The sequence below is a fragment of the Roseateles sp. genome (assembly GCF_039929605.1).
In the GTDB taxonomy this organism is placed as follows: domain Bacteria; phylum Pseudomonadota; class Gammaproteobacteria; order Burkholderiales; family Burkholderiaceae_C; genus Pelomonas.
In genome coordinates, this window is sequence record NZ_JBDSQX010000182.1 from 1 (window position 1) to 24,206 (window position 24,206).

A 24,206-nucleotide genomic window follows, 5' to 3' on the forward strand; every position below is an offset into this window, starting at 1 on the left:
CCCAGTACCTGGCGAGGTCGGCTTCATCAAGCATGCGGAACTCGCAAGCCTCTGGAAACGAAATCCGCAAACCATTGAACCGCTGCTGACCAGCGGGCGAGGATGCAATCAAGATTTCGAGCCGCCCGCCAACGAAATGAACTTCCGCGATGTCCGATCCGCGGTCAACGGTCGTTGAAGTATCAAAGGGCTGGGTTTCAAGCTGCATAACGTTGAAATTCAGCGAGCCAGCCAGCCAGCGTAGCTGGCGCAGGTCCGCTGCAATGCCCGATTGAAGCGCATATTCATGTGTTGCCCCGCAACCCAAGCAACACCCGACGGACCCAGCCGATTGCGATGATGAGCGCTACGACCAGCGCACACAGCAAGATGACGAGTTCGCGTAACCAAAACGCCGCGAAGCTTCCCAAGCTCGGTGGATGCCCGCTCGGATAGGGATAGGTGTACGTGTAGTACATAAGCCCGCACAGAACGAGCATGGATGCGATGAAGGCGATCGCCTCTCCCGCCTGGCTCCCGCCGCGTCCTTGACAGCTCGATTGGCTCATGAACAACTCTGCACTGGTTTGCGCTTCAACGTGTTCTCGGGAGACAGCCGACGCCTCTTAGGCAGGCTGGCTGAGCCCTAGAACCGGCTACAGAAACCAGCACAACCGATTGATTTCTATGGAAATGTTCAAACATTTTGCTGGACTAAACGGTCATTAAATTTCCGGCAAAAGCGGCGCGCCGTTACAAGGCCGGGCTCAGCGAGGCGGGTTGAGGGCTAAGGCAACGCTGAACAAGTCCCTCGCGCGCAGCGCATCCCTGCTTTGGGCGGCCTGCAGCGTTGCAAATCCTCGCCATAGCCCGCTATGGCTGCGGTTTGCGCCTTGCAGCCCATCCCAAACCAGGGCGCGCTGCATCGCGGGGACTTATTCAGCGTCGCCCTAATGATGCCAGCCGGAGGCGCTGGATTCCCAACTCGTGCAGAAACGCGCTCCGCCGCACCGGCCGCGAAATTGCAGCGGCGGCAAGGGCAGACCGCGTCAGCTGCACTTCGGCAGTGCCGTGACTGTCCAGCATGTGCCCCGAAGCTGCGGCCAGTGAATGCCCGCTCCCGGCCGATCCGCGACGTGCGCCCTGCTGTCAATGGCTCAATCCGTCGGCTTGCCGGAGCAGTTTGCGCAGCTCGCCTTCCTGCAACTGCGCATAGCCCGGATCCCGCTTGCGGAGGTCTTCATCGATCACGAAGTGCCGAAGAAAGTGCAAGAGATCGTCCGGCCCTTCAAGCGAGCCCGCCTGTCCGGACAACTGTCATCGCAGGTCAAGGTCCTGGCGAGGAGCCCGCGCGCCAAGTCGACGGCCGCCCCTGCCACGGCGGACAAGCTCACCACACCTTGCACCGCTGCCCCGCCGGCTTCACCAGCTTGGCACCCGGTTTGCACGCAAAGGCTTTCTCGAACTCCGGCATGTTGACGACGACGCCGTTGATGCGCCACCTGGCGGGCGAGTGCGGGTCGATCTTGGCCTGCACGCGCATCGCCTCGGGGCGGGCGTCGGCGCAGTCCCATTGGGCAAAGCCGACGAAGAAGCGCTGCTCGGGGCTGAGGCCGTCGCGGGACTCGCCGGCCTTGCCTTGCATGTGCGCCTTCCACGCCTCCCAGGCGAGCACCAGGCCGCCGAGGTCGGCCAGGTCTTCGCCCAGCGTGAGCTTGGAATTGATCTTGATCTCGTCGACGACGGTGTAGGTGGCGTACTGGCCGGCCACGCAGGCGGCGCGCTTCTCGAACTCGCGGCCGTCCTTCTTCGTCCACCAGTTCTTCAGGTTGCCCTGGGCGTCGAACTGGCGGCCTTCGTCATCGAAGCCGTGGGTCAGCTCATGACCGATGGTGCCGCCGGTGTTGCCGTAGTTGGGCGCCTCGTCCAGCTTGGCGTCGTAGAGCGGCGCCTGCAGCACACCGGCGGGGAAGTTGATGTCGTTCATCTGCGCGTCGTAGTAGGCGTTGACGGTCTGCGGCGTCATGCCCCATTCGCCGCGGTCCAGCGGCTGGCCGATCTTGGCCAGGCGGCGCTTGGCCTCGAAGGCATTGCCGCGCACGACGTTGCCGAGGAAGTCGGCACGCTGCACGGCCAGGCCGGCGTAGTCGCGCCAGCGCTCGGGGTAGCCGACCTTGTTGACGATGGTCTGGAGCTTGGCCTGCGCGCGCGCCTTGGTCTCGGCGCTCATCCAGGCCAGGCTGTCGATGCTGCGCGCCATGGCGGCCTTGATCTCGTCGGTCATCTGCACCGTGGCGGCCTTCAGCTCGGGCGTGAAGTTGCGCGCCACGAACTCCTGGCCCAGCGCCTCGCCGAGCTGCAGGTCGACGAGCTGCACGCAGCGCTTCCAGCGGGGTTTGAGCTGGGGCGTGCCGGTCAGCGTCTGGCCGTAGAAGTCGAAGTTGGCCTGCACGAACCGGTTGTCGAGCATGGGGGCGAGGCTGCTGGCGAGCTGCCAGCGCAGATAGGTCTGCACGTCGGCCAGGCTCATGGCCTTGAGCCGCGCATCCAGCGCCTTGAAGAACGCCGGCTCAGTGACGTTGTAGCGCGCCTGCCAGGGCGCCTGGCCCAGGCCGGCCTGGAAGGCGGCCCAGTCGAAGCCGGGCGTGAGGGCCTGCAGGCCACGGGCGTCCACGCCGTGGAAGGTCTTGTAGGGGTCGCGCTTGTCGACCTTGCTCAGCGATGCCTTGGCCAGCACCGTCTCGGTAGCCAGCACGCTGCGCGCTGCTGCCTTGGCTGCAGCGGGCGACTCGCCCAGCAGCGTGAACACCTGGGCCACATGGGCCTCATAGGCGTTGCGGATCTTCAGCGTCTTGGCGTCGCGCTTGAGGTAGTAGTCGCGGTCGGGCAGGCCCAGGCCGCCGGCCGTTGCGAAGGCGATCTGGCGCGTCGCGTCGGCAAAGTCCTGGCCCGAGCTGAAGCCGAAGAAGAGGCGGTCATCGCCGGCGGCGAGCTGCAGCTCCGCCAGCAGGGCCGGCAGGTCGCGCTTGGCCTTCAGTGCGGCGATGCGGTCCAGCAGCGGTTGCAGGCCGGTGAGGCCGGCGGCCTGCACGGCGCCCTCGTCCATGCAGCTGGCGAAGTAGTCGCCCAGCTGCGCCTGGGCCGGGCTGCGCGCGGCAGCGGTGTCGCCAAGCTTGTTCAGCACGCCCCAAAGGTAGCGCTGGTTCTCGTTGGCCATCTTGGCGTAGACGGACCAGCGCGACTGGTCGGCCGGGATGGGGTTGGCCTTGCTCCAGGCGCCGCAGGCAAAGCGGTGCAGGTCTTCGCAGGGGTCGGCGCTGCGGTCCATGGCCGTCACGTCGAGGCTGGGCGTGTAGGGCAAGGCGTCCAGCGGCGCCTCGTCGGCAGCTTGGGCCAAAGTTGGGGTCAAGGTGGCCGCCAGCAGGGCGGAGAGCAGCAGTCGTTTCATGGCAAAGCTCGAGTGAAGTGCAGCGATTGTGGGTGCGCGCTGCGGCGTCGCCATTCGTCAGCGGCTGCAGGAGCGGGCCGCGCGGCATGATGGCCGCATGAACGACACCCTGCTGCTGCTCGTCCCGATTGCCGCCGAACACAAGGCCCTGCTGCTGGAGCGCTTTCGCGTCATCGACGCGCCGGACGCCGCCTCGCGCGCCGCAGCAATAGCGGCCCATGCGGCCGACATCGAGCTGGTGCTGACGAATGGCTCTGTCGGCTTCACGGCCGCCGAAATCGCCGCGCTGCCCAACCTGACACTGCTGGCCGCCCAGGGCGCCGGCTACGAGAACCTGGACCTGGCCGCCGCCCGCGCGCGCGGCGTGGCGCTGTGCAATGGCGCCGGCACCAACGACGACTGCGTGGCCGACCACGCGCTGGCCCTGCTGCTGGCGAGCGTGCGCGCCCTGCCCCGGCAAGGCCTGGCCCTGCGGGCGGGCGCTTGGCGCGACGCACTGCCGCTCTACCCCAGCTTCACCGGCCGGCGGCTGGGCGTCATCGGGCTGGGTGGCATCGGCCAGAAGATCGCCCGGCGCGCGGCGGCCTTTGGCATGGTCATCGGTTATCACAACCGCCAGCCCAAGGCCGATGCAGGCGATGCGCGCTACTTCGACAGCGCGGCCGGCCTGGCCCACTGGGCCGACGACCTCGTCGTGGCCACGCCCGGCGGTGCGGGCACGAAGCACATCGTCAACGCGGAGGTGCTGGCGGCGCTGGGCGCGGGTGGGCATGTCGTCAACATCGCGCGCGGCAGTTGCATTGACACAGCCGCGCTGGCCGCCGCGCTGCGCACCGGGCAGATCGCCGGCGCTGCGCTTGACGTCTACGACAGCGAACCGCAGCCGCCGCTTGAACTGCTGGCCTTCGACAACGTCATCCTGACGCCGCACGTGGCCGGCTGGTCGCCGCAGTCCATTGGCGCCACAGTGCGCAACTTCATTGCTAACGTCGAGGCGTTGCGGCGCGGCGAACCGCTGCCGACGCCGATCTGACGAGGCGTTACCGGCGCGGCCGGTCGACGACCTCGGCTTCCGCCATCGGCACGTAGACGCGGCGGCTGCCTTCCTCCAGCTCCAGCTCGATGGCCCGGCGCAGCAACGGCGGCGGCGGTGCCGCAGACGGCGGCGGCGGCAGACTGTCGAAGTGCAGCACGGGCTCGTGGCTGCGGTTGATCCCTTGATCAACAGGGCGGCGCTGCGAGGCCAGCGCGTCCAGCAAGCGACGGGGCGTGGGCAGATGCATCATGACGTTGCGTTGAAGAGGGCTTGTCAGGAGACGCCATTCGCAGCGCAGCGGCGACAAAGCGACCCGATCGCCAAGTGTGTGTCCTGTAGGCGCCCGCTTGCAAGCAGGCTTGCCCGCAGCCGACAGCCATGCACCGCAATGGCGCTCAGCATGGCCTTTTCACCACACCGGGAGCCGCCATGCCCGCCCTCACCCCCGCCGTTGAACTGGCCAGTCAGGCCAGAACGCCCTTTCCTGGTGCCTCCGCCGAGTACGAGGCCGCCCGCCAGGCCCTGCTGGCTGAGGAAATCGAGTTCCGCCGCCACATGACGCGCCTCGGAGAGCAGCGCCGCGCGCTACCGCCTGGCCCGGTCATCAAGAAGGACTACCGCTTCAAGGACGAGCAGGGATTCGACGTCGGCTTGGCCGAGTTGTTCGGCGACAAGGACACGCTGGTGACCTACTTCTGGATGTACGGCCCGCAGCGCCAGCGGCCCTGCCCGATGTGCACCAACTGGCTGGGCTCGGTGAACGGCAATGCGGCCGACATCAAGCAGCGCGTGGCGCTGAAGATCCTCGGCCGCTCGCCGGTGGAACGGCAGTACGCCTTCGCGCAGGAGCGCGGCTGGCGCGACCTGAACTTCGTGCAGACGGTGGGGGACGACTACGCCAATGACCTCGGCATCCTGCTGCCCGATGGCAGCGAGTTCCCGGCGCTGATCGTCTTCAAGCGCGACGGTGACGAGGTGCGTCTGTTCTGGGCCAGCGAGATGACCAAGGCCATGGCCGACCCGGGCCAGGACCCGCGCGACGCGCCGGACATCGCGTCGCTGTGGTCCATCCTGGACCTGACGCCGGAGGGGCGGCCGGCGGATTGGTATCCGAAGCTGCAGTACTGACTGGGGCAACATTGGGGCTGGTCAGCAACGAGCATCCACATGACACCCCTGCAGCGCAAACGAGCTTCGGAGGATCGGCTATCGGCACTCGATATCCCAATCAACCTGCACCTGCCGATGGTGGAGTCGGAGGAGGAGACTCTTTTGCGGACGCCCGACGAACTCCTGCAGCGGCTGGTTGCGCTGTGGGCGGTTGCAGGAACAGCCTTCTTGGACGGCAACGAATTCTTCCGCAGGTACATGACGGACAAACAACTGCTCGGTTGGTTGTCGCCGCAAGAGAAGGACTTTTTGCTGGCATCGGAGCCAACGGACCGACAGCGCATTCAAGCCACATGGCGGCTGGAGTGCCTTTACTTCCTGGCATGGTGCGCGGGTCTCATCGACCAACTCGATATTCCCTCCGAGCAGTCGTCGGTAGAAAGGTTCATGCACCTGTTTCCACAAGAAGGCGATGACCTTTCGACACTGAAGGCATCAATCTCACCGCGCACGGTGTCCGAGGTGCTGGACTGGTCCGATTTGCTCTACCGCTTGCACTGGGCAGTGCGAGACGCTCATGTCAGCGGTCTTTCAGAGCCTGCGGGCGTTCAGGGCGGTGTCGTCCAGGAGTGGCATCACGCCGTCAACTGGATGACGCGCTACGACGATGAGGATGACTGGGACATGGTGGGCACCGACACATGAGCGCAGCCAGTCGGCCTAGCCCACGACGTACGCCGCCAAATGCTGGCCCGTCAGCGTCGACTTCCTCTTCACCAGCGCCGCCGGCGTGCCCTCGAACACGACCTTGCCGCCCCCATGCCCCGCGCCCGGCCCGAGGTCGATGAGCCAGTCGGCATGGGCCATGACGGCCTGGTGGTGTTCGATGACGATGACGGACTTGCCGTTGTCGACAAGCCGGTCCAGCAGCGCCAGCAGTTGCTCGACGTCGGCCAGGTGCAGGCCCGTCGTCGGCTCGTCCAGCACGTAGATGCCGCCCTTCTCGGCCATGTGGGTGGCGAGCTTGAGGCGCTGACGTTCGCCGCCTGACAGCGTCGTTAGCGGCTGGCCCAGGCTGAGGTAGCCCAGGCCGACGTCGGCCAGGCGCTCCAGGATGGCGTGGGCCGCCGGGACTTTTGCCGAGGCGAAGAAGGCCGTGGCCTCGGTGACCGGCATCGCAAGCACCTCGCTGATGTCGCGGCCGGCCAGCTTGTATTCGAGCACCGCGGGCTGGAAGCGCTTGCCCTCGCAGTCCTCGCAGGTCGTCGCCACGCTGGCCATGGGCCCCAGGTCCGTGAAGATGACGCCCGCGCCGTTACAGGCCGGGCAGGCGCCTTCGGAGTTGGCGCTGAAGAGCGCGGGCTTCACGCCATTGGCCTTGGCGAAGGCGCTGCGGATGGGGTCGAGCAGGCCGGTATAGGTGGCCGGGTTGCTGCGCCGCGAGCCGCGGATGGCGGCCTGATCCACCGCGACGACGCCCTCCAGCTTCGCGACCGAGCCGTGGATCAACGAGCTCTTGCCCGAGCCCGCCACGCCGGTGATGACACAGAGCACGCCGAGCGGGATGTCGACATCGACCTTCTGCAGGTTGTTCGTGCTGGCGCCGCGCACCTTGAGCGCACCCTTGGGCTTGCGGACCGACGGCTTGAGCGCGGCACGGTCGCCGAGGTGGCGGCCGGTCAGCGTGTTGCTGGCGCGCAGGCCCGCCACGCTGCCCTGGTAGACCACCTCGCCGCCGCCCGAGCCGGCACGCGGGCCGAGGTCGATGACGTGGTCCGCAATGGCGATGACCTCGGGCTTGTGTTCGACGACGAGCACCGTGTTGCCCTTGTCGCGCAGCCGCAGCAGCAGCTCGTTCATGCGTTGGATGTCGTGCGGGTGCAGGCCGATGGTGGGCTCGTCGAAGACATAGGTCACGTCGGTCAGCGCCGAGCCGAGGTGGCGGATCATCTTGGTGCGCTGGGCCTCGCCGCCGGACAGCGTGCCAGAGGGTCGGTCCAGCGACAGATAGCCCAGGCCGATCTCGACGAAGGAGTCCAGCAGCTGCTGCAAGGCGGTCAGCAGCGGTGCGACGTTAGGCGCCGCCTTTGACGTTTTCAGGCCGCGCACCCAGCCGGCCAGGTCGCTGATCTGCATGGCGCAGACCTCGGCGATGTTGAGCTTGGCGATGCGCGAGGAGCGCGCCGCCTCGCCGAGGCGCGTGCCGCCACATTCGGGGCAGGTCGCGAAGGTGATGGCGCGGTCGACAAAGGCGCGGATGTGCGGCTGCAGCGCCTCCACGTCCTTGGACAGGAAGGACTTCTGGATGGACGGGATCAGGCCGGCATAGGTCAGGTTGATGCCGTCGACCTTGATCTTGGTCGCCTCTTTATGCAGCAGGTCGTGCAGCTCGCGCTTGGTGAACTTGGCGATGGGCTTGTCGGCGTCGAAGAAGCCGCAGCCACGGAAGATGCGGCCGTACCAGCCGTCCATGCTGTAGCCGGGGATGGTGACGGCGCCTTCGTTGATGGACTTGCTCGCATCAAACAGCTGCGTCAGGTCGAAGTCGCTGACCGCACCCATGCCCTCGCAGCGCGGGCACATGCCGCCGGTACGGGTGAAGGTCTGCTTGACGGCCTGGCTGGCATCGCCCTTGTCGACGGTGATGACGCCGGTGGCCTTGACCGACGGCACGTTGAAGGCAAACGCTGCGGGCGGGCCGATGTGCGGCTGGCCCAGGCGGCTGAACAGGATGCGCAGCATCGCGTTGGCATCCGTCGCCGTGCCGACCGTGGAGCGCGCGTTGGCGCCCATGCGCTCCTGGTCCACGATGATGGCCGTGGTGATGCCGTCCAGCACGTCCACGTCTGGCCGTGCCAGCGGCGGCATGAAGCCCTGCACGAAGGCGCTGTAGGTCTCGTTGATGAGCCGCTGCGACTCGGCCGCGATGGTGCCGAAGACGAGCGAGCTCTTGCCCGAGCCGGAAACGCCGGTGAACACCGTCAGCCGCCGCTTGGGGATGTCGACGCTGATGTCCTTGAGGTTGTTCTCGCGCGCGCCCTGCACCCGAATCAGGTCGTGGCGGGCAGCCACGGGAGCAGTGAAAGCGGCGGCAGGCGGTGTCTTCTTCGTGGCCATGTGTCGGCAGTCAGCGAGCCTGTTGCTGAATGCGGATCATGTTGCCGGCGGGGTCGCGCACGCCGCAATCCCGCACGCCGTAGGGCTGGTCGGTGGGTTCCTGCACGATGTCGGCGTCAGCGGCCTGCAGCTTGTCGAAGGTGGCGGCCAGGTCGGGCGTGGCGAACAGGATCATCGCGAACGTGCCCTTGGCCATCATCTCGGCGATGGTGCGTTTCTCGTCGTCGGTGACGCCGGGCGTGGCCTGCGGCGGGTAGAGCACGATGGACGTGCCCGGCTGGCCCTTGGGGCCCACGGTGATCCAGCGCATGCCGCCGTAGCCCACGTCCTTGCGCACCTCGAAGCCGAGCACGTCGCGGTAGAAGGTCAGCGAGGTTTCGGCGTCGCTGTGGGGCAGAAAAGTCGAGTGGATGGTGATGTCCATGGGTTTGTCTCCGGGGGTTGAAAAGGCCATGGAGCCAGTCTAGGTTTGCTGCCGTTACGGCGCTTCTCGATTCCTGATCGGTCGCATCACCTGCTTGGCGACGCAGGACGGCAGGCCCTCGGTCGCACCCGCCGCGTCGCGCCGGTAGACGCTGGGCGGCACGCCCACCAGTTCGGTGAAGCGGGTGCTGAAGGTGCCCAGCGAGGCGCAGCCCACCTCGAAGCAGACCTCCGTGACGCTGAGGTCGCCGCGGCGCAGCAGGGCCATGGCGCGCTCGATGCGCCGCGTCATCAGGTAGGCGTAGACGGACTCGCCATAGGCCGCGCGGAACTGCCGGCTCAGGTGGCCGGCGGACATACCGATGCCCACCGCCAGCGCCTCGACGTCCAGCGGCTGTGCGTAGTCGCGGTCGATGCGGTCGCGCACGCGGCGCAGGCGGGCGAGGTCACGCAGGTGCGTGTCGGTGGTAGGCGCAGGCATGGCCGCGAGGATATGTCCTACGGCCGGCGTGCCCTCGTCCGACGCCACCCGCCCGCCCTGCGGCGCAGACTGGGTCATCCCCCGCAAATGGAGACCGTTATGGGACACAGCAGCCTTGTAGGCACCGAGAAGGCACCTCAACGCCCCAAGGGCACCGATGAAGAAGCGCTCGGGCCGTCCGACAACTCGGACAGCGGCAGCGACACTGTCGGCATCGACAGCCTGCCCACCGCCGACCCAGGCGAGCCCGTCGACGTGACGCTGGGTCGTGACCAAGCCGTGGCGCCCATCGAGGGCACGGGTGAGGACTCGACGGAGACGGAGGCCTCGGACATCGGTGTCGACCGCATCATCGACACGCCCGACGGCGAGGAAGTCGTCGACGACCTCGACCTGGATGACGCCGCGCCGGCTACCGGGCGCGGGGCTGGCACCAAGGCGCGCTGACGCGCTAGGCGGGCTTGGCCGGCGTGGTCGCCACGCAGGTCTTGGCGACCGCCAGCCCACGCAGGAAGCCGCGCCGCACACCGCCGGCCGTGATGGCCGCGTTGACCTGGCGTGCGTAGCGCTCGGCGCCGCTCAGCTTGCGGATCCAGCCGCGGAAGGGAATGACACCCTCGGCCGTGCGCTGCAGTGCGCCGGTGGCGGCGTCCTCGCCGCGCTCCAGCAGGCCGGTGTTGTTCTTGCCGGTGGGCGCGTCGAGGTCGGGGCCGAGCACTTCGTCCAGCGCCCGGATGCTGACCGCGAGCGCGGGGCAGCTGACGTCGGCCGGCTGCGCGTAGGGCGCGGCGGCGGCGGCCCTCAGCACTTCGGGGATGTCGGCGCGGACGACGTTAAGGTCGGACAGCGGCGTGGTGGCGGCGGAGGCCACCTTGTCGGGACTGGAGCTGGCGCAGGCAGTCAGGGCAAGGATGGCAGCGAGCGTGAGGGCGAGGTGGTGTGGGCGCATGGCGCGCGGATCATCTCAGCTATCCGCCCATGTCCGCCTCAACTGCGGCGCATGAAACAGGGGTATTCGGGCCGAGCGCCGGGCCGCTCCCAAGCCGGCCCGCCTTGGCGATGTGCTTGCGGCTCGATGCCGCAAGCATCGCCTTCCCCTCGGAGGACCGACTGGACTCGCCCGCGTGCAGCGAGGCGAGACTGGGCGAGGGGTTGTTTCATCTCAGGCCGGCGTTGATTTTTGCGAGCGCCGCCGACCCCGGGCAAAGGTCTTTTTCACCAAGCGTGTTGAGCGGCGCGGACGCCGTGCGTTGCGCGGCGTGCCAATCGTGTGCGGTCGGGTCGACGTAAAGCAGGCCCGTCGCAATCTCGCCACCCGCCGCGAAGCGCTGCATCGCGTTCATGGCGCCGAGGCGATCGGTGGGGTCGTAGTCGGGCGCCACCTTGCGCAGGCGCAGCGTGCTGCCGTCGGCTTGCGGCACGTCCACGACATCCGGCGAGTGCTCGACAACCTGCTCGGCCGCCAGGTCGATGAAGTCGATGCGGTTCAGCGCTTCGTTGTGCTCACGCACGTGGTCATAACTGCGTGTCGAACCGGCATGGTTGTTGAAGGCCACGCAGGGGCTGATGACGTCGATGAAGGCCGCGCCGCCGTGGCGCATGGCGCCTTCGATGAGGGGCACGAGCTGGGCCTTGTCGCCCGAGAAGCTGCGCGCCACGAAGGTGGCGCCGAGCTGCAGCGCAAGCGCGGCGAGGTCTATGGCGGTGTCGTTGTTGGTGGCGCCTTTCTTGGCGACCGAGCCCTTGTCGGCCGTCGCGCTGAACTGGCCTTTCGTCAGACCGTAGACGCCGTTGTTCTCGACGATGTAACCCATGCGCACGCCGCGGCGCATGGCGTGGGCGAACTGGCCCAGGCCGATGGAGGCGGAGTCGCCGTCGCCGGAGATGCCGAGGTAGAGCAGGTCGCGGTTGGCGAGGTAGGCGCCGGTCAGCACGCTGGGCATGCGGCCGTGCACGGTGTTGAAGCCGTGGCTGGCGCCGAGGAAGTAGTCGGGCGTCTTGCTGGAGCAGCCGATGCCGCTGAGCTTGGCGATGCGATGCGGCTGGATATCGAGCTGCCAGCAGGCCTGCACGATGGCGCTGGAGACGGAGTCGTGGCCGCAGCCGGCGCAGAGCGTGGAGACCTTGCCTTCGTAGTCGCGCCGCGTGTAGCCGACGGCGTTCTTGGTCAGGCTGGGGTGGTGGAGCTTGGGCTTGGCGAGGTAGGTCATGCTGCACTCCTCGGCGCCGTCGCCAGCGCATGCACATGGCGCGTGATCGCGTCGGTGATGAAGCGCGCGGTGATGGGCGTGCCGTCGAAGTGCAGCACCTTGGTCAGCTGCGCGGGCGCCACCTCCAACTCGTTGACCAGCATGCGGCGCATCTGCGCGTCGCGGTTCTGCTCGACGACAAAGACGCTGTCGTGCGCGGCGATGAATTCGGCCACGGCGGGCGCGAACGGGTAGGCGCGCAGCCGCATCGCGTCGAGGTGGATGCCGGCTTCGGCCAGCGCCGCCAGCGCCTCGTCCATGGCCGGCGCGGTGGAGCCGAAGTAGAGGACGCCCAGGCTGGTCTTCTTCGCCGCAGAACGCACCAACGGCTGCGGCGCGAGCAGCGCGGCAGTGGCGAACTTGGCGCGCAGGCGCTCGACGTTGCGGACGTAATCCTCCCCGCGCTCGGAGTAGATGGCCTGCTCGTTGCGCGTGGTGCCACGCGTGAAGTAGGCACCCTTGCTCTCATGCGTGCCGGGCAGCGTGCGCCAGGGGATGCCGTCGCCGTCCACGTCCTTGTAGCGGGCGAAGGGCATGCCGGCGTCGAGCTGCTCCACCGTCATGACCTTGCCGCGGTCGTAGCGGCGCGCGTCGTCCCACGCCAGCGGCGCGCACAGGCGTTGGTTCATGCCGATGTCGAGGTCGCTCATCAGGAAGACGGGCGTCTGCAGGCGCTCGGCCAGGTCCAGCGCATCGGCCGCGAACTCGAAGCACTCGCGCGGGTCTTCGGGCAGCAGCAGCACATGCTGGGTGTCGCCATGCGAGGCGTAGGCGCTGGAGAGCAGGTCGGCCTGCTGCGTGCGCGTGGGCATGCCGGTGCTGGGGCCGCCGCGCTGCACGTCGATGACGACGAAGGGGATCTCGGCGAAATAGGCCAGGCCCAGGAACTCGGTCATCAGCGACACGCCGGGGCCCGAGGTGCAGGTGAAGGCGCGCGCGCCGTTCCAGCCGGCGCCGGTGATGATGCCGATGGACGCGATCTCGTCCTCGGCCTGCACGATGGCGTAACGCTTCTCACCGGTCTCGGCGTCGATGCGGAACTTACCCGCGTACTTTTCGAAGGCCTCGGCCACCGAAGACGACGGCGTGATCGGGTACCAGGCGCAGACCGTGGCGCCGCCGTAGACGCAGCCCAGCGCCGTCGCGGCATTGCCTTCGAGGAAGACTTTGTCGCCGACGGCATCGGCGGGCTTCACCGCCAGGCCGAAGGGCTGCACGGAGAGATGGTCGCGCGCAAACTCGCGGCCAGCGTGCAGCGCGCGGACGTTGGAGTCCAGCAGTCGTTCCTTACCCCTGTACTGCTCGGCGAACAGCGTCTCGATGACAGCCGCACCAATGCCCATCAGCTCGCTCAAGGCGCCCAGCACCATGATGTTCTTGAACAGCGTGCGCTCGCGCGGCACGTCGTAGGTGGCATTGCAGATGGCCGTGACCGGCATGCCGATGACGTGGATGTCCGTTCGGAAGGCGCTGGCCGGCATCGGCTTGGTGCTGTCATAGAACAGGTAGCCGCCGGGCTGGATCTCGGCCAGGTCCTGATCCCAGGTCTGCGGGTTCATGGCGACCATCAAGTCCACGCCGCCGCGCCGGCCCAGCCAGCCGGCCTCGCTGACGCGCACCTCGTACCAGGTCGGCAGGCCCTGGATGTTGCTCGGGAAGATGTTGCGCGGGCTGACCGGCACGCCCATGCGCAGGATGGCACGGGCGAACAGCTCGTTGGCCGACGCGGAGCCGGAGCCGTTGACGTTGGCGAACTTGACGACGAAATCGTTGGTGGCTTCGATGCGACTCATGCGAGGAACTCCTCAAATTCAAACAAAGCCACAGACGCACAGAGGCACAGAGGGGCCGTCATTCCGCTTTCTCTGTGTCTCTGTGCCTCTGTGGCTGTGTATCTTTTTGGCATATCAACCGCCCTTGCGACCGGCGTGGTCCCGACAGGCCGCACCCGCCTTGGCCGTCACCAGCAGGAACTTCTGCATGTCCCACGCCCCCGTCGGGCAGCGCTCGGCGCACAGGCCGCAGTGCAGGCAGACGTCCTCGTCCTTGGCCATGATGCGGCCCGTCTTCAGCCCGCCTTCGACATAGACGTCCTGCATCAGGTTCAGCGCTGGCGCGGTCAGCCGTTCGCGCAGGTCGTCGCCGTTGTCGGTGAAGGTGATGCAGTCCATCGGGCAGATGTCCACGCAGGCATCGCACTCGATGCACAGCTTGGGCGCGAACACCGTCTGCACGTCGCAGTTCAGGCAGCGCTGGGCTTCCTTGAACGCGGTGGCCGCGTCAAAGCCCAGTTCGACCTCGACCTTGATGCTGGCCAGCGCGATGGCTGCAGCCGTCCACGGCACCTTGCTGCGCAGGTCATTCGTGATGGCGTTGTCGTAGCTCCACTCGTGGATGCCCATCTTCTGGGAGACGAGGTTGACGTGCGGCGGCGGGCGCTGCGTGACCGGCTCGCCGTGCAGCAGACGGTCGATGCTGACGGCGGCTTCGTGGCCGTGGGCTACCGCCGTGATGATGTTCTTCGGCCCGAAGGCCGCGTCGCCGCCGAAGAACACATGGGGTAGCGAGGACTGAAAGCTCTGCGCGTCCAGCACTGGCAGGCCGTGCTCGTCGAAGGCCAGCCCCGCGTCGCGCTCGATCCACGGGAAGCTGTTCTCCTGCCCGACCGCGAGCAGCACCTCGTCGCAGGGCAACACAATCTCCTCGCCCGTCTGCGCTTTCTTGAAACGCATGCCGGTCAGCTTGCCGTCCACGTGTTCGAAGGCCAGCGGCACATGGAAGTCGAGGATGGGGATGCCCTCGTGCTCGGCGTCCTCCTTTTCCCACGGCGAGGCCTTCATCTGCGCATAGCCGCTGCGCACGGCCACCGTCACGCTGCTAGCGCCTAACCGCCGCGCCGAGCGGCAGCAGTCCATGGCCGTGTTGCCGCCGCCCAGCACGATGACACGCGGCGCAACGGCCGTCACGTGGCCAAAGCTGACGCTGGCCAGCCAGTCGATGCCGATGTGGATTTGCTCGCCCGCCTCCTGCCGCCCCGGCAGCGGCAGGTCGCGCCCGCGCGGTGCGCCGCAGCCGACGAAGACGGCGTCCCAGCCCTCCGCCAGCAGCGCCTCCATCGACTCAATGCGCTGCCCGGCCCGCCACTCCACGCCCAGCCCGAGGATGTAGCCGCACTCCTCGTCGATGACCCGTTCAGGCAGCCGAAAGCGCGGGATCTGCGTGCGGATGAAGCCGCCCGGCTTGGCCTCGCCGTCGAACACGGTGACGGCATAACCTTCCAACGCCAGGTCACGCGCCACCGCCAGCGACGCCGGCCCCGCGCCCACGCAGGCCACGCGCTTGCCGTTCTTCGCGGCGGGCTTGGGCAGCATGGCGCGGAACTCATCGGTCTTGTTGTCCGCCGCCACGCGCTTGAGCCGGCAGATGGCCACCGGCTCGGGCTTGGCCGCCTGCTTCTCTTCAACCCGCCCCCGTCGACACGCCGGTTCGCAAGGCCGGTCGCAGGTTCGCCCAAGCACGCCGGGAAAGACATTGCTGACCCAGTTGACCCAGTAGGCCTCGTCGTGCCGCCCCTGGGCGATGAGGCGGATGTACTCCGGCACAGGGGTATGCGCGGGGCAGGCCCACTGGCAATCGACGACCTTGTGGAAATAGGCCGGGTCCGAGATGTCGCTGCGCTGCACGGTGTCTCCTCCGTGGTGCTTTTTGTCGCGGCAGTCTAGGACTGGCGATCCCCACAGATCAACGTGGAAACCCTTTGCAAACCCGGCTCACGGCTGACTAAAGCCCGGTAGTTGGTGTCAGGCCGTGACTGCGCTGTGGCGAATCCGGCCGGGGCCGACGGACGTGGCGGCCACCGTCACCGCCCAGCAGATCCACGCCGTCCACATCGTGTGGCTGGGGTAGTGGGCGCCGCGCAGCATCTGGCCTACGCCGTAGATCGCGCCCAGCACCACCACGCTGACCCACCAGGCCCGCGCTGCCTTGGGGTAGGCCCGCGCCAGCGCCCAGCCGCCGGCCAGGTAGGCGAACGCGGCGCTGGCATGGCCGGATGGAAAGCAATGCCCGCCGCCGCCGTCGCTCACGCCAAAGGCCCAGTGCGACACGTACTGCGCCGCGCCGCCGAACTCGGCCAGGTCCCAGGGGCAGCTGGTCATGCTGAAGCGCTTGATCAGCGAGATGACGGCCAAGCAGACCAGCGTCACCACCAGCCACCAGACCCGCTCGCGCCGGTTCAGCGCCGGCAGCAGCCGCGGCCACAGGTTGAGCACGACGATGAAGACCATGGCCACGTAGGACACCACGCGCCCACCCTCGTGAATCAACACCCGCGTGACCCAGGCCTCGCGCAGCACAAAGCCGCTGGCGCCAACCACCGACCGCATGGCCCACAGGTCGAGATGGCTGGCGTCCCAGGCCAGCAGCAGCAGGAGGGCCAGCAAGGGCCAGCGGTAGGTCTTCAACATCGAGGCATTGTCTACACTGGCCCGATGTCTTCCGCTTCCTTCGACGCCCAGCGCGCCATCCGCATCGGCCGCCAGGCGCTCGAGGTCGAGGCCCGCGCCCTGGCCGAGCTGGCGCCCCGCCTGGGCGAGTCCTTTGCCCGCGCCGTGCAGCTCATCCTCGGCTGCCAGGGCCGCGTCGCCGTCATGGGCATGGGCAAGAGCGGCCACGTCGGCCGCAAGATCGCCGCGACGCTGGCCTCCACCGGCGCGCCGGCCCTCTTCATCCACCCCGCTGAAGCCGCGCATGGCGACCTCGGCATGGTGACCGCAGGCGACATCGTGCTGGCTCTGTCCAACTCCGGCGAGAGCGACGAGCTGAACGCCATCCTGCCCGTGCTCAAGCGCCTGGGCATCCCGGTCATCGGCATGACCGGCAGGCCCGACTCCAGCCTGGCCGCTCATGCCGAGGTCGTGCTCGACAGCGCCGTGGCCGAGGAGGCCTGCCCGCTGCAGCTGGCTCCCACGGCCAGCACCACGGCCCAGATGGCCCTGGGCGACGCGCTGGCCGTGGCGCTGCTGGACGCCCGCGGCTTCAAGGCCGAGGACTTCGCCCGCTCCCACCCCGGCGGCGCTTTGGGCCGCAAGCTGCTGACGCATGTACGCGACCTGATGCGCAGCGGCGACGCCCTGCCCCGCGTGGCGGCTGATACGCCCTTCACCGAGCTGATGCGCGAGATGTCGGCCAAGGCGCTGGGCATGGCGGTCATCGTCGATGCCGACGACCGCGTGCTGGGCATCTTCACGGACGGCGACCTGCGCCGCCTCGTCGAGCAGGGCCGCGACCTGCGCGCACTCACCGCCATCGAGGTCGCCTACGCCAAGCCGCGCACCGTCGGCGCCGAGGCGCTGGCCGTCGACGCCGCCGACCTGATGGAAGCCGCCCGCATCACCGTCGTCCTCGTCACCGACGCCGACAAGCGCCTGCTCGGCGCCGTCAGCATCAACGACCTGATGCGGGCGAAGGTAATTTAATGGCGGCGCTGACCTTCCCGCCCGAACTGCTCGTCAAGGCCCAGGGCACGGGCCTGGGCGTCAAGGTCGCCCTCTTCGACGTCGACGGCGTGCTGACGGATGGCCGCATCTACATCGGCGACAGCGGCGAGGCCTTCAAGGCCTTCTCGACGCTGGACGGCCACGGTCTGAAGTCGCTGCAGCAGGTGGGCATCACGCCGGTCGTCATCACCGGGCGCGACAGCCCCGCCGTGCGCCGCCGCGTGGCCGACCTGGGCCTGGCCCACGCGCTCTACGGCATCAGCGACAAGCTCGCCGCCGCCGAGCCGCTGCTGGCCCAACTCGGCGCCAGCTGGGGCGAAGTCGCGGCCATCGGCGACGACTGGCCCGACCTGCCGCTGCTGGCCCGCGCCGGCTTTGCCTGCGCCCCGCCCGGCGCCCATGCCGAGGTGCTGGCCATCGCCCACCACGTCACGCGTGCCCCGGCCGGTTACGGCGCGGCGCGCGAGTTCTGCGACCTGCTGCTGATGGCCGCCGGCCACTACGAACGCCTGCTGAAGGCGCATCACGAGACCTTGGACGGGGGCAGGTCGTCGGGGGCCAAGCGCTGGGCCGCTCCCGAGCCGGCCCCCATCCCCTCGGGGGATCGCCCGACGTACCCGTCGGGCGAGGGGCAGACATGACGCCGGCCGCGTTGCCGGTACCCACGCCGCGCGCCCGGCCCGCCCAGCCCCTTGTCTGGCGCCTGCAAAGCCTGCTGTCGAACTTCCTGCCGCTGCTGCTGATGGCCCTTCTCGCCAGCGGCACCTGGTGGCTGGTGAAGAACACGCCGCTGCTGGACGCCCCTGGCGAGCTCGCCGCGCCGCGCCACGAACCCGACTACCGCATGGCCAATTTCGAGATCCAGCGCATCGGCGCCGATGGCCGGCTCAATGTGCAGATCGCCGGCGCCGAGCTGCGCCACTACCCCGACACCGACACCGTCGAGATCGACCAGGCCCGCGTGCGCGCCGTGTCGCCCGACGGCAGCCTGGCCATCGCCGAGGCCAAACGCGCCATCAGCAACGGTGACGGCACGGACATGCAACTGCTGGGCGACGTGCGCCTGCGCCGCCTGGCGCCCGGCGCCGGCGAGGAGGGGCCCGCCCTGATCGAAGTTCGCGGCGAGTTCCTGCAGGCCCTGTCCAACAGCGAGATCCTGCGCTCCCACCTGCCCGTCACCATCCGCCAGGGTGGCACGACGCTGCACACGCAGAACTTCGAGTACCGGCACCTGACCGGCCAGGTCAGCTTCACCGGCAAGGCGCAGGGCCAGATCATTTCTCGGCCCAAGCGATGACGGAGCTGGTTTTCATTACCGGCGCGTCCAGCGGTATCGGCCAGGCGCTGGCCCTGCGCTACTACCAGGGCGGCGCGCGCCTGGCGCTGGTGGCCCGCCGCACCGCCGAGGTCGAGCGCTGGGCCGTCGAGCAACAACTCGACGCAGCGCGCTTCAAGGTCTACGGCGCCGATGTGGCGGACCTCGATGCCATGGCGCGCACGGGCCGCGACTGCATCGCCGCCCAGGGCCTGCCCGACGTCGTCATCGCCAATGCCGGCATCAGCGTCGGCATGGACACCGCCCACTTCGACGACCTCGACGTGATGCGCCGCACCTTCGCCACCAACAATGTCGGCCTGGCCGCCACCTTCCACCCCTTCGTGGCGGCGATGAACGAGCGCGGCTCGGGCACGCTGGTGGGCGTGGCCAGCGTGGCGGCCATCCGCGGCCTGCCGGGGCATGGCGCCTACAGCGCGAGCAAGGCCGCCGTCGTCGCCTACTGCGAAAGCCTGCGCGGCGAATGCCGGCCCTTCGGCGTCAAGGTCGTCACGCTGCTGCCGGGCTATATCGACACGCCACTGACGCGCGGCAACCGCTACAGCATGCCCTTCCTGATGCAGGTAGACGACTTCGCCGAGCAGGCCGTGCGCGCCATCCGCGTCCAGGTCAGCTACCGCGTCATTCCCTGGCAGATGGGGGTGCTGGCCAAGGTCATGCGCCTGCTGCCTAACGCGCTGTATGACCGGCTGCTGGCCAGCCGGCCACGCAAGAAGCGCGCGAGCGAATAGCCAGCTCTAGTGGCTTGTTGAACTGGCGTCGGACACAAGCAGTCGCTGCGGACTGCTCGTGCCTACGGAAGGCCCGGCGCTTGGCCCGCATGCGCTGCGCGCAAAAAGAAAAGGCGCCCGAAGGCGCCTTGTCATTCATGCTGGGTCAGCAGAGAGCTGCTTAGTAGCTGCCGCCGCCGTAGCCGCCGCCGCCAGAGCGACCGCCGCCACCACCGCCGTAGCCGCCGCCACCGCCGGAACGGCCACCGCCGCCGCCGCCGTAGCCGCCACCACCGCCGTAGCCACCGCCACCGCCGCTGCTGCCACCACCGCCGTAGCCGCCGCCACCGCCGGAACGGCCACCGCCGCCACCGCCGAAGCCGCCGCCACCGGAGCGGCCACCGCCACCACCGTAGCCGCCGCCACCGCCGGTGCTGCCACCGCCACCGCCGCCGTAGCCACCGCCACCGCCGCCGAAGCCGCCACCACCGGAACGGCCACCGCCGCCACCGCCGAAGCCGCCCGGGCGCTCTTCACGAGGACGAGCCTCGTTGACGACGATCGCACGGCCTTCGAGGGCCTGACCATTCATGCCGTTGATGGCTGCTTGAGCCTCAGCGTCAGATGCCATTTCGACGAAACCGAAACCCTTGGAACGGCCCGTCTCGCGGTCCATCATGACCTTTGCGGAGGTCACCGTACCAAACTGACCGAACGACTCTTGCAACGACTCGTCACGCACGCTGTAGGCCAGATTGCCCACATAAAGCTTGTTTCCCATGGGGAAGCCCTTCTCTACTCAAAACCAAAAAACCATGTGGAGCTTCAACCCATCGTGAACCATTCAAGCGAAGGTGCGGCGTCCAGACACAGGCGAATCATTATGGTGGCCGGGTAAAGAATTGCGCGCCAGCCCTCCCGCAAGTGTTGTTTTTCAGATCTAGAGCAAACCCTGGAGGGGCCGCCGCCTCAAGTTCGCGTCATCGCTACCATCCTCGCCCGATGAGCCCCTCTCTGTTACCTGCCCTCGCCCGCGTCCTCGCCAGCATTGACGCGCCCCGCAACCTGCGCGCCCTCTATGCCCTGCTGGCGGGCTTTTGCCTGGCCGGCCTGCTGCTGGCCATGGCGCAGTCGGCCCTCGCCCGCAGCGAGGAGCTGCTCAGCGCGTTGTGGCTGGGCTTGGCGCTCGCTGTCGCCTTTTTCGGCGTCAACACGACCGGCCTGATGCTGATGGACCAGGCGCGCGGCCTGCCTGTGCGCGACCCGCAGGACGCACTCGCCGACGCGCTGCGCAGCGGCCATCGCGTGCTGCTGGCCTTGCTCGCCTGCGTGGCGCTGGCCGCCGTCGGCGTGGCGTTGCTGGCCGGCCTGCTGTGGGCCACACGCTGGCCCTGGGTGGGCGCACCGCTGCTGGCCGTGGTGCTGCCGGCCGGCGTGCTGCTGCTGGGCGGCCTGGCTTTCGTCGTCGTCATCCTGGTCGGGCCGCTGGCCGGGCCGGCGGTGTGGGCCGGGCGGCGCAGCACCGGCGTGCTGGCCTTCCTGCGCGAGCGGCTGCGCCACGGCCTGCCCGAAACGGCGCTGCTGATGGCCACGGTCTACCTGCTCGTCGCGCTGACCACCGGCGCCGTCAGCTTTGTCGTCGTGACCGGCGGCAAGCTGCTGGCGGGCCTGGCCATCCTGGGTGCCGGCATCGAGTTGCCCGCGCGCCAGCTGCTGGCCGGCGTCATGGGCCTGGGGCCTCGCGGGCTGGGGGCCAGCGGCGTGGCGCTGGAAGGCGGCAACCTGGGCCTGGCGGCGCTGATCGGCGGCGGCATCGTCTTTGCGCTGGCCCTGGTGCTGCCGACATTGGTGTGGTTGCGCGGCTGCTGCGCGGTCTACCTGGCGCTGACCGAGGCGGAATGACGCCACGCATCGCGTCGCTGGTGCCCAGCGCGACGGAGACGCTGGTAGCGCTGGGGCTGGGCCCCTGCCTGGTCGCCCGCACAGGTTTCTGCATCCACCCGGCCGACGCGGTGAAGGACGTGCCCAAGGTGGGCGGCACCAAGGATGTGAATCTGCCCAAGCTGCGGCGGCTCGCGCCCACCCACGTCATCGTCAACGTCGATGAGAACCGGCGCGAGACGGCCGAGGCGCTGAAGGCCTTCGTGCCCGAGGTCATCGTGACCCACCCGAGCAGGCCCGAGGACAACCTGGCGCTGTTCGAGCAACTGCGCGCTGCCTTCGCCAGCCAGCCGGGCGTCAACCAACGTGCGGCGGCGCTGTCGGGCGAGTTCTCGGCCGCGCTGGCCCGCTGCCGCGAGCAGGCGTGGCCGGGCGAGAACGTGCTCTACCTGATCTGGCGCGACCCGTGGATGACGGCGGCGCGCGACACCTACATCTCGACCTTGCTGGCCGAGACCGGCTGGCGCACCTGGCCCGACGTGCTGGGCGGCGAGCACGGCGCCGGCCGCTACCCCACGCTGACCGGCGATGAAGCCTGGCTGCCCGGCATCGACCGCGTGCTGCTCAGCTCCGAGCCCTACCGCTTCGGCCCCGCGCACATCGCCGAGGCGCAGGCGCTGTGCCCGCAGGCGCGCGTGCAGCTTGTGGACGGCGAACTGCTGAGCTGGTGGGGCGTGCGCGGTGCGGCGGGGCTGGACTATCTGCGCGGGCTCAGCGATCCCAGTCGATGCGAACGAGCAGGCGCTTGAGTTTTTCGGCCTTGACGGCGTTGAGCTGAGCCGCCCAGGCGACGCGGCCCTGCAGATGGGCGCGCCAGTCGGCGTGGCCGTCGCGGTTCTGGCCGGCGGGGCCGTCGACGACACAGCGGTGTAGCGTGGCCTTGAGCCGGTCGAACTCGTCGCGCGCCAGGTTGGGCTTGTCGTTGACGACGATGCCGCAGACCGCTTGCCGCTGCGCGACGCCGAGGCTGCGCGTCTTGCGCGGGTTGACGACGAAACCCTCGTCCGCCGCGATGGCCGCGACCCAGGCGGCAATCTGGCGCACGGGCAGCGTCGCCAGGCCGGAGACGACGAGGTCGTCGGCGTAGCGGCTGTAGCGTGCGCCGAAGGCCTCGGCCAAGCCGGTGAGGCGGGCATCCAGGCCGAAGGCGCAGAGGTTGGCCAGCGCCGGTGACGTCGGCGCGCCCTGGGGCAGGTGGGCGTCGCGCAGGCGCTGGCACTGCTGCCAATCCAGGTGGCCCTGCGCGCGCAGCCAGGCTTCGGGCGTGGCCGTGGTGCACAGCGCAGTCAATGCGCGGGCTACCGCCGTGGAATAGCCCAGCGTCTTGAACAGGGCGTGGACCCGCGCGGCGCGCACCGTCGAAAAGAAGTCGCTCAGGTCGAAGCGCAAGACCCGACCCTGCCCCGCATGCCGGGCCGCGTGCTGCACGACCGAGCGGCCCGGCGTGTAGCCGAAGGCGGCTTCGTGCGGCGGTAGGGCGTTCAACAACTGGCCGAGCAGGCGGCGCTGCACGGCGCGCAGATGCGGCTCGGGCACCTCCAGCAGCCGCCAGCCGGCGCTGCGCTTGCGGATGAGGCAGGGGCGGTAATGCTGCTGCGCCAGCGGGCGGCGACGTTGCCAGTCGACGGGCAGGGTCAGCCGCCACAGGCCGGCGGGCGTCATGCCCAGACCTCGGGCCAGCGCGCCGACGGTGGGCCAGTGCGGGCGCTCTAGGCCGGCAGGCGCCCGGGCCAGCTCGTCGGGTGGCTGCAGCAGCCAGTGGCGGGCGACGGGGCGCGCCTCGCTGCGCCAGGCCTGGGCAAAGCTGTCATGCGCCTGGACGCGCTCGGCCAGCGTCTGCACGTCCAGCCGCCCCCAGACCTCGCCCGGTACGCGGGCCATCGCCTCGGCCAGCTTGGCCAGCCACGGCGGGCGGGCGGCGAGGCAGACGGCCATGCGCGCCGCCAGCCCGTCGGCGTCGCGCGGGCCGGCGAGCATCGCGCGGGCCAGTGCCCGGGCAGTCATCGTGCGGGCGGTATCCACCCTGTTCGTCTCCCTGAAGAAAGGTGCGGCGCGCTGCCCGAGCGACGGGTGATGCGTGAGCAGTCTGGCGAGAACTCGCCACCAGGCTCACGCCCTGCTGGACGCGAGATCGAGAACCCCCGGGGTTGCCCCGGAGTGCATGCCGGTGAAGGCTTGCGAAGACCTCGGGCAGCGGCCGCCACACGATGGTAGCCGCCACAATCCGCGCCCATGGACATCTACAAGCCCCTCGTTGCGCTGCTGGCCATCGTGAACCCGGTGGGCGTCGTGCCCTTCTTCATCCACTTCACGAGCAACCTCACGCGCGAGCAGCGGCGCCGGACCATCCTCGTCAGCGCCTGCACGGCCGGCATCGTCATCGCCTTAAGTGCGCTGTTCGGGCTGAAGATCATCGAGTTCTTCGGCATCTCACTGGCCAGCTTTCAGGTCGGCGGCGGTTGCCTGCTGCTGATCAGCTCGTTGCAGATGCTGAACGCCCAGCCGGCCGAGGCGCGCAAGGAGGACGTGACCGAGGGCAACAGCAAGGCCGACGCGGGCGCCAGCATCGCCGTCGTGCCGCTGGCCATCCCGCTGCTGACCGGCCCGGCCACCATTTCCACCATGGTCATCTACGCCGACAAGACGCGCGTCTGGTGGGAGCTGGCCATCCTGTGCGGCTATGGCGTCGTCGTCACGGTGGTGACCTTCATCGCCTTCACGGCCAGCAGCAAGATCGCCAAGGTACTGGGCCAGACGGGCATCAACATCATGACGCGGCTGATGGGCTTGATCCTCGCCGCGCTGGCGGTGGAGCTGCTGGCGGACGGGCTGATCAAGCTCTTCCCCGTGCTGGCCGCGCGGACCGTCGGCTGAGGCG

General features: G+C 68.8%; 25 protein-coding genes. 11 read left to right on the forward strand and 14 right to left on the reverse strand.

Features of this window, described 5'->3' with window-relative positions; all coding sequences use genetic code 11:
- From ABIS05_RS24375 to ABIS05_RS24385, 3 genes are all read right to left on the reverse strand, one after another.
- Positions 1–208, reverse strand: a 208-nt coding sequence (locus ABIS05_RS24375; protein ID WP_348011867.1) for a hypothetical protein, incomplete at its 3' end; no start/stop codon positions are given.
- 76 nt (positions 209–284) lie between these two features.
- Entirely contained in the window at positions 285–548 is a 264-nt protein-coding gene (locus ABIS05_RS24380; protein WP_348011868.1) for a hypothetical protein, read from the reverse strand.
- A gap of 821 nt (positions 549–1,369) precedes the next feature.
- On the reverse strand, positions 1,370–3,427 hold the full coding sequence (locus tag ABIS05_RS24385; RefSeq protein ID WP_348011869.1) for a M13 family metallopeptidase: 2,058 nt from the start codon (positions 3,425–3,427) through the stop codon (positions 1,370–1,372).
- Between the two features lie 97 nt (positions 3,428–3,524).
- Between ABIS05_RS24385 and ABIS05_RS24390 the strand changes: the two genes are divergently transcribed.
- Entirely contained in the window at positions 3,525–4,460 is a 936-nt protein-coding gene (locus ABIS05_RS24390; RefSeq protein ID WP_348011870.1) for an NAD(P)-dependent oxidoreductase, read from the forward strand.
- Between the two features lie 7 nt (positions 4,461–4,467).
- On the opposite strand, the gene ABIS05_RS24395 is transcribed toward ABIS05_RS24390, so the two are convergent.
- Complete coding sequence (locus ABIS05_RS24395) at positions 4,468–4,713, reverse strand: hypothetical protein (RefSeq protein WP_348011871.1); 246 nt, start codon at positions 4,711–4,713, stop codon at positions 4,468–4,470.
- A 179-nt stretch (positions 4,714–4,892) separates the two neighbouring features.
- Here ABIS05_RS24395 and ABIS05_RS24400 point away from each other — a divergent pair, with 179 nt between their 5' ends.
- Positions 4,893–5,591 (forward strand): DUF899 family protein, encoded by a 699-nt coding sequence (locus ABIS05_RS24400; protein ID WP_348011872.1) that lies wholly within the window; start codon positions 4,893–4,895, stop codon positions 5,589–5,591.
- Between the two features lie 39 nt (positions 5,592–5,630).
- Positions 5,631–6,278: a DUF4272 domain-containing protein gene (locus tag ABIS05_RS24405; protein WP_348011873.1), complete on the forward strand. Its 648-nt coding sequence runs from the start codon at positions 5,631–5,633 to the stop codon at positions 6,276–6,278.
- Positions 6,279–6,293: 15 nt separating this feature from the next.
- On the opposite strand, the gene ABIS05_RS24410 is transcribed toward ABIS05_RS24405, so the two are convergent.
- From ABIS05_RS24410 to ABIS05_RS24420, 3 genes are read right to left on the reverse strand one after another with little or no spacing between them, the layout of a single operon-like run.
- Positions 6,294–8,690, reverse strand: a complete 2,397-nt coding sequence (locus ABIS05_RS24410) for an excinuclease ABC subunit UvrA (protein ID WP_348011874.1) — start codon at positions 8,688–8,690, stop codon at positions 6,294–6,296.
- Between the two features lie 10 nt (positions 8,691–8,700).
- Positions 8,701–9,114 (reverse strand): VOC family protein, encoded by a 414-nt coding sequence (locus ABIS05_RS24415; RefSeq protein WP_348011875.1) that lies wholly within the window; start codon positions 9,112–9,114, stop codon positions 8,701–8,703.
- A 54-nt stretch (positions 9,115–9,168) separates the two neighbouring features.
- Positions 9,169–9,594 (reverse strand): helix-turn-helix transcriptional regulator, encoded by a 426-nt coding sequence (locus tag ABIS05_RS24420; RefSeq protein ID WP_348011876.1) that lies wholly within the window; start codon positions 9,592–9,594, stop codon positions 9,169–9,171.
- A 99-nt stretch (positions 9,595–9,693) separates the two neighbouring features.
- Between ABIS05_RS24420 and ABIS05_RS24425 the strand changes: the two genes are divergently transcribed.
- Complete coding sequence (locus ABIS05_RS24425) at positions 9,694–10,041, forward strand: hypothetical protein (protein WP_348011877.1); 348 nt, start codon at positions 9,694–9,696, stop codon at positions 10,039–10,041.
- Positions 10,042–10,045: 4 nt separating this feature from the next.
- Here ABIS05_RS24425 and ABIS05_RS24430 read toward each other — a convergent pair whose 3' ends face one another.
- The 5 genes from ABIS05_RS24430 to ABIS05_RS24450 all read right to left on the reverse strand — a co-directional run bounded on the left by ABIS05_RS24430 (position 10,046) and on the right by ABIS05_RS24450 (position 16,309).
- Positions 10,046–10,543, reverse strand: coding sequence for a hypothetical protein (locus tag ABIS05_RS24430; RefSeq protein WP_348011878.1), 498 nt, complete (start codon positions 10,541–10,543; stop codon positions 10,046–10,048).
- Positions 10,544–10,751: 208 nt separating this feature from the next.
- Entirely contained in the window at positions 10,752–11,804 is a 1,053-nt protein-coding gene (locus ABIS05_RS24435) for a 2-oxoacid:ferredoxin oxidoreductase subunit beta (protein WP_348011879.1), read from the reverse strand.
- Entirely contained in the window at positions 11,801–13,636 is a 1,836-nt protein-coding gene (locus tag ABIS05_RS24440) for a 2-oxoacid:acceptor oxidoreductase subunit alpha (RefSeq protein ID WP_348011880.1), read from the reverse strand. Before ABIS05_RS24440 ends, ABIS05_RS24435 begins: the two co-directional genes overlap by 4 nt.
- 114 nt (positions 13,637–13,750) lie before the next feature.
- Positions 13,751–15,526: an FAD-dependent oxidoreductase gene (locus ABIS05_RS24445; protein WP_348011881.1), complete on the reverse strand. Its 1,776-nt coding sequence runs from the start codon at positions 15,524–15,526 to the stop codon at positions 13,751–13,753.
- Between the two features lie 117 nt (positions 15,527–15,643).
- Positions 15,644–16,309, reverse strand: coding sequence for a phosphatase PAP2 family protein (locus ABIS05_RS24450; protein WP_348011882.1), 666 nt, complete (start codon positions 16,307–16,309; stop codon positions 15,644–15,646).
- Positions 16,310–16,333: 24 nt separating this feature from the next.
- Here ABIS05_RS24450 and ABIS05_RS24455 point away from each other — a divergent pair, with 24 nt between their 5' ends.
- The 4 genes from ABIS05_RS24455 to ABIS05_RS24470 are packed head-to-tail and all read left to right on the forward strand — an operon-like array spanning position 16,334 to position 19,408.
- Positions 16,334–17,320 (forward strand): KpsF/GutQ family sugar-phosphate isomerase, encoded by a 987-nt coding sequence (locus ABIS05_RS24455; protein ID WP_348011883.1) that lies wholly within the window; start codon positions 16,334–16,336, stop codon positions 17,318–17,320.
- Positions 17,320–17,982: an HAD hydrolase family protein gene (locus ABIS05_RS24460; protein ID WP_348011884.1), complete on the forward strand. Its 663-nt coding sequence runs from the start codon at positions 17,320–17,322 to the stop codon at positions 17,980–17,982. Before ABIS05_RS24455 ends, ABIS05_RS24460 begins: the two co-directional genes overlap by 1 nt.
- Positions 17,979–18,638, forward strand: a complete 660-nt coding sequence (gene lptC, locus ABIS05_RS24465) for an LPS export ABC transporter periplasmic protein LptC (protein WP_348011885.1) — start codon at positions 17,979–17,981, stop codon at positions 18,636–18,638. The genes ABIS05_RS24460 and lptC overlap by 4 nt, the downstream gene beginning before the upstream one ends.
- On the forward strand, positions 18,635–19,408 hold the full coding sequence (locus ABIS05_RS24470) for an SDR family oxidoreductase (RefSeq protein WP_348011886.1): 774 nt from the start codon (positions 18,635–18,637) through the stop codon (positions 19,406–19,408). Before lptC ends, ABIS05_RS24470 begins: the two co-directional genes overlap by 4 nt.
- Positions 19,409–19,568: 160 nt before the next feature.
- Here the strand turns inward: ABIS05_RS24470 and ABIS05_RS24475 are convergent, their stop codons facing one another.
- The gene (locus ABIS05_RS24475; protein WP_348011887.1) at positions 19,569–20,168 is read right to left on the reverse strand and encodes an RNA-binding protein; all 600 of its coding nucleotides are present in this window, start codon (positions 20,166–20,168) and stop codon (positions 19,569–19,571) included.
- Positions 20,169–20,389: 221 nt separating this feature from the next.
- Here ABIS05_RS24475 and ABIS05_RS24480 point away from each other — a divergent pair, with 221 nt between their 5' ends.
- Positions 20,390–21,289 (forward strand): hypothetical protein, encoded by a 900-nt coding sequence (locus ABIS05_RS24480; protein ID WP_348011888.1) that lies wholly within the window; start codon positions 20,390–20,392, stop codon positions 21,287–21,289.
- A complete protein-coding gene (locus tag ABIS05_RS24485; RefSeq protein WP_348011889.1) occupies positions 21,286–22,077 on the forward strand; it encodes a helical backbone metal receptor in 792 nt (263 codons plus the stop codon). The genes ABIS05_RS24480 and ABIS05_RS24485 overlap by 4 nt, the downstream gene beginning before the upstream one ends.
- Here ABIS05_RS24485 and ABIS05_RS24490 read toward each other — a convergent pair.
- Positions 22,040–23,332 carry a reverse transcriptase family protein gene (locus tag ABIS05_RS24490; protein ID WP_348011890.1) on the reverse strand — a complete coding sequence of 431 codons (1,293 nt, stop codon included), beginning with the start codon at positions 23,330–23,332 and terminating at the stop codon, positions 22,040–22,042. The genes ABIS05_RS24485 and ABIS05_RS24490 overlap by 38 nt on opposite strands.
- Before the next feature lie 228 nt (positions 23,333–23,560).
- Between ABIS05_RS24490 and ABIS05_RS24495 the strand changes: the two genes are divergently transcribed.
- Positions 23,561–24,202: a MarC family protein gene (locus ABIS05_RS24495; RefSeq protein ID WP_348011891.1), complete on the forward strand. Its 642-nt coding sequence runs from the start codon at positions 23,561–23,563 to the stop codon at positions 24,200–24,202.
- Positions 24,203–24,206: the final 4 nt, after the last annotated feature.

Bases quoted from the DNA above. Each gene is read 5' to 3' on its own strand.
- ABIS05_RS24470 (WP_348011886.1), top strand. From the start codon at position 18,635: ATGACGGAGCTGGTTTTCATTACCGGCGCGTCCAGCGGTATCGGCCAG.
- ABIS05_RS24430 (WP_348011878.1), bottom strand. From the start codon at position 10,543: ATGCGCCCACACCACCTCGCCCTCACGCTCGCTGCCATCCTTGCCCTG.
- ABIS05_RS24415 (WP_348011875.1), bottom strand. From the start codon at position 9,114: ATGGACATCACCATCCACTCGACTTTTCTGCCCCACAGCGACGCCGAA.
- ABIS05_RS24395 (WP_348011871.1), bottom strand. From the start codon at position 4,713: ATGATGCATCTGCCCACGCCCCGTCGCTTGCTGGACGCGCTGGCCTCG.
- ABIS05_RS24440 (WP_348011880.1), bottom strand. From the start codon at position 13,636: ATGAGTCGCATCGAAGCCACCAACGATTTCGTCGTCAAGTTCGCCAAC.
- ABIS05_RS24490 (WP_348011890.1), bottom strand. From the start codon at position 23,332: ATGACTGCCCGGGCACTGGCCCGCGCGATGCTCGCCGGCCCGCGCGAC.
- ABIS05_RS24400 (WP_348011872.1), top strand. From the start codon at position 4,893: ATGCCCGCCCTCACCCCCGCCGTTGAACTGGCCAGTCAGGCCAGAACG.
- ABIS05_RS24420 (WP_348011876.1), bottom strand. From the start codon at position 9,594: ATGCCTGCGCCTACCACCGACACGCACCTGCGTGACCTCGCCCGCCTG.
- ABIS05_RS24425 (WP_348011877.1), top strand. From the start codon at position 9,694: ATGGGACACAGCAGCCTTGTAGGCACCGAGAAGGCACCTCAACGCCCC.
- ABIS05_RS24485 (WP_348011889.1), top strand. From the start codon at position 21,286: ATGACGCCACGCATCGCGTCGCTGGTGCCCAGCGCGACGGAGACGCTG.
- ABIS05_RS24460 (WP_348011884.1), top strand. From the start codon at position 17,320: ATGGCGGCGCTGACCTTCCCGCCCGAACTGCTCGTCAAGGCCCAGGGC.
- ABIS05_RS24450 (WP_348011882.1), bottom strand. From the start codon at position 16,309: ATGTTGAAGACCTACCGCTGGCCCTTGCTGGCCCTCCTGCTGCTGCTG.
- ABIS05_RS24495 (WP_348011891.1), top strand. From the start codon at position 23,561: ATGGACATCTACAAGCCCCTCGTTGCGCTGCTGGCCATCGTGAACCCG.
- lptC (WP_348011885.1), top strand. From the start codon at position 17,979: ATGACGCCGGCCGCGTTGCCGGTACCCACGCCGCGCGCCCGGCCCGCC.
- ABIS05_RS24435 (WP_348011879.1), bottom strand. From the start codon at position 11,804: ATGACCTACCTCGCCAAGCCCAAGCTCCACCACCCCAGCCTGACCAAG.
- ABIS05_RS24380 (WP_348011868.1), bottom strand. From the start codon at position 548: ATGAGCCAATCGAGCTGTCAAGGACGCGGCGGGAGCCAGGCGGGAGAG.
- ABIS05_RS24455 (WP_348011883.1), top strand. From the start codon at position 16,334: ATGTCTTCCGCTTCCTTCGACGCCCAGCGCGCCATCCGCATCGGCCGC.
- ABIS05_RS24475 (WP_348011887.1), bottom strand. From the start codon at position 20,168: ATGGGAAACAAGCTTTATGTGGGCAATCTGGCCTACAGCGTGCGTGAC.
- ABIS05_RS24480 (WP_348011888.1), top strand. From the start codon at position 20,390: ATGAGCCCCTCTCTGTTACCTGCCCTCGCCCGCGTCCTCGCCAGCATT.
- ABIS05_RS24405 (WP_348011873.1), top strand. From the start codon at position 5,631: ATGACACCCCTGCAGCGCAAACGAGCTTCGGAGGATCGGCTATCGGCA.
- ABIS05_RS24390 (WP_348011870.1), top strand. From the start codon at position 3,525: ATGAACGACACCCTGCTGCTGCTCGTCCCGATTGCCGCCGAACACAAG.
- ABIS05_RS24385 (WP_348011869.1), bottom strand. From the start codon at position 3,427: ATGAAACGACTGCTGCTCTCCGCCCTGCTGGCGGCCACCTTGACCCCA.
- ABIS05_RS24410 (WP_348011874.1), bottom strand. From the start codon at position 8,690: ATGGCCACGAAGAAGACACCGCCTGCCGCCGCTTTCACTGCTCCCGTG.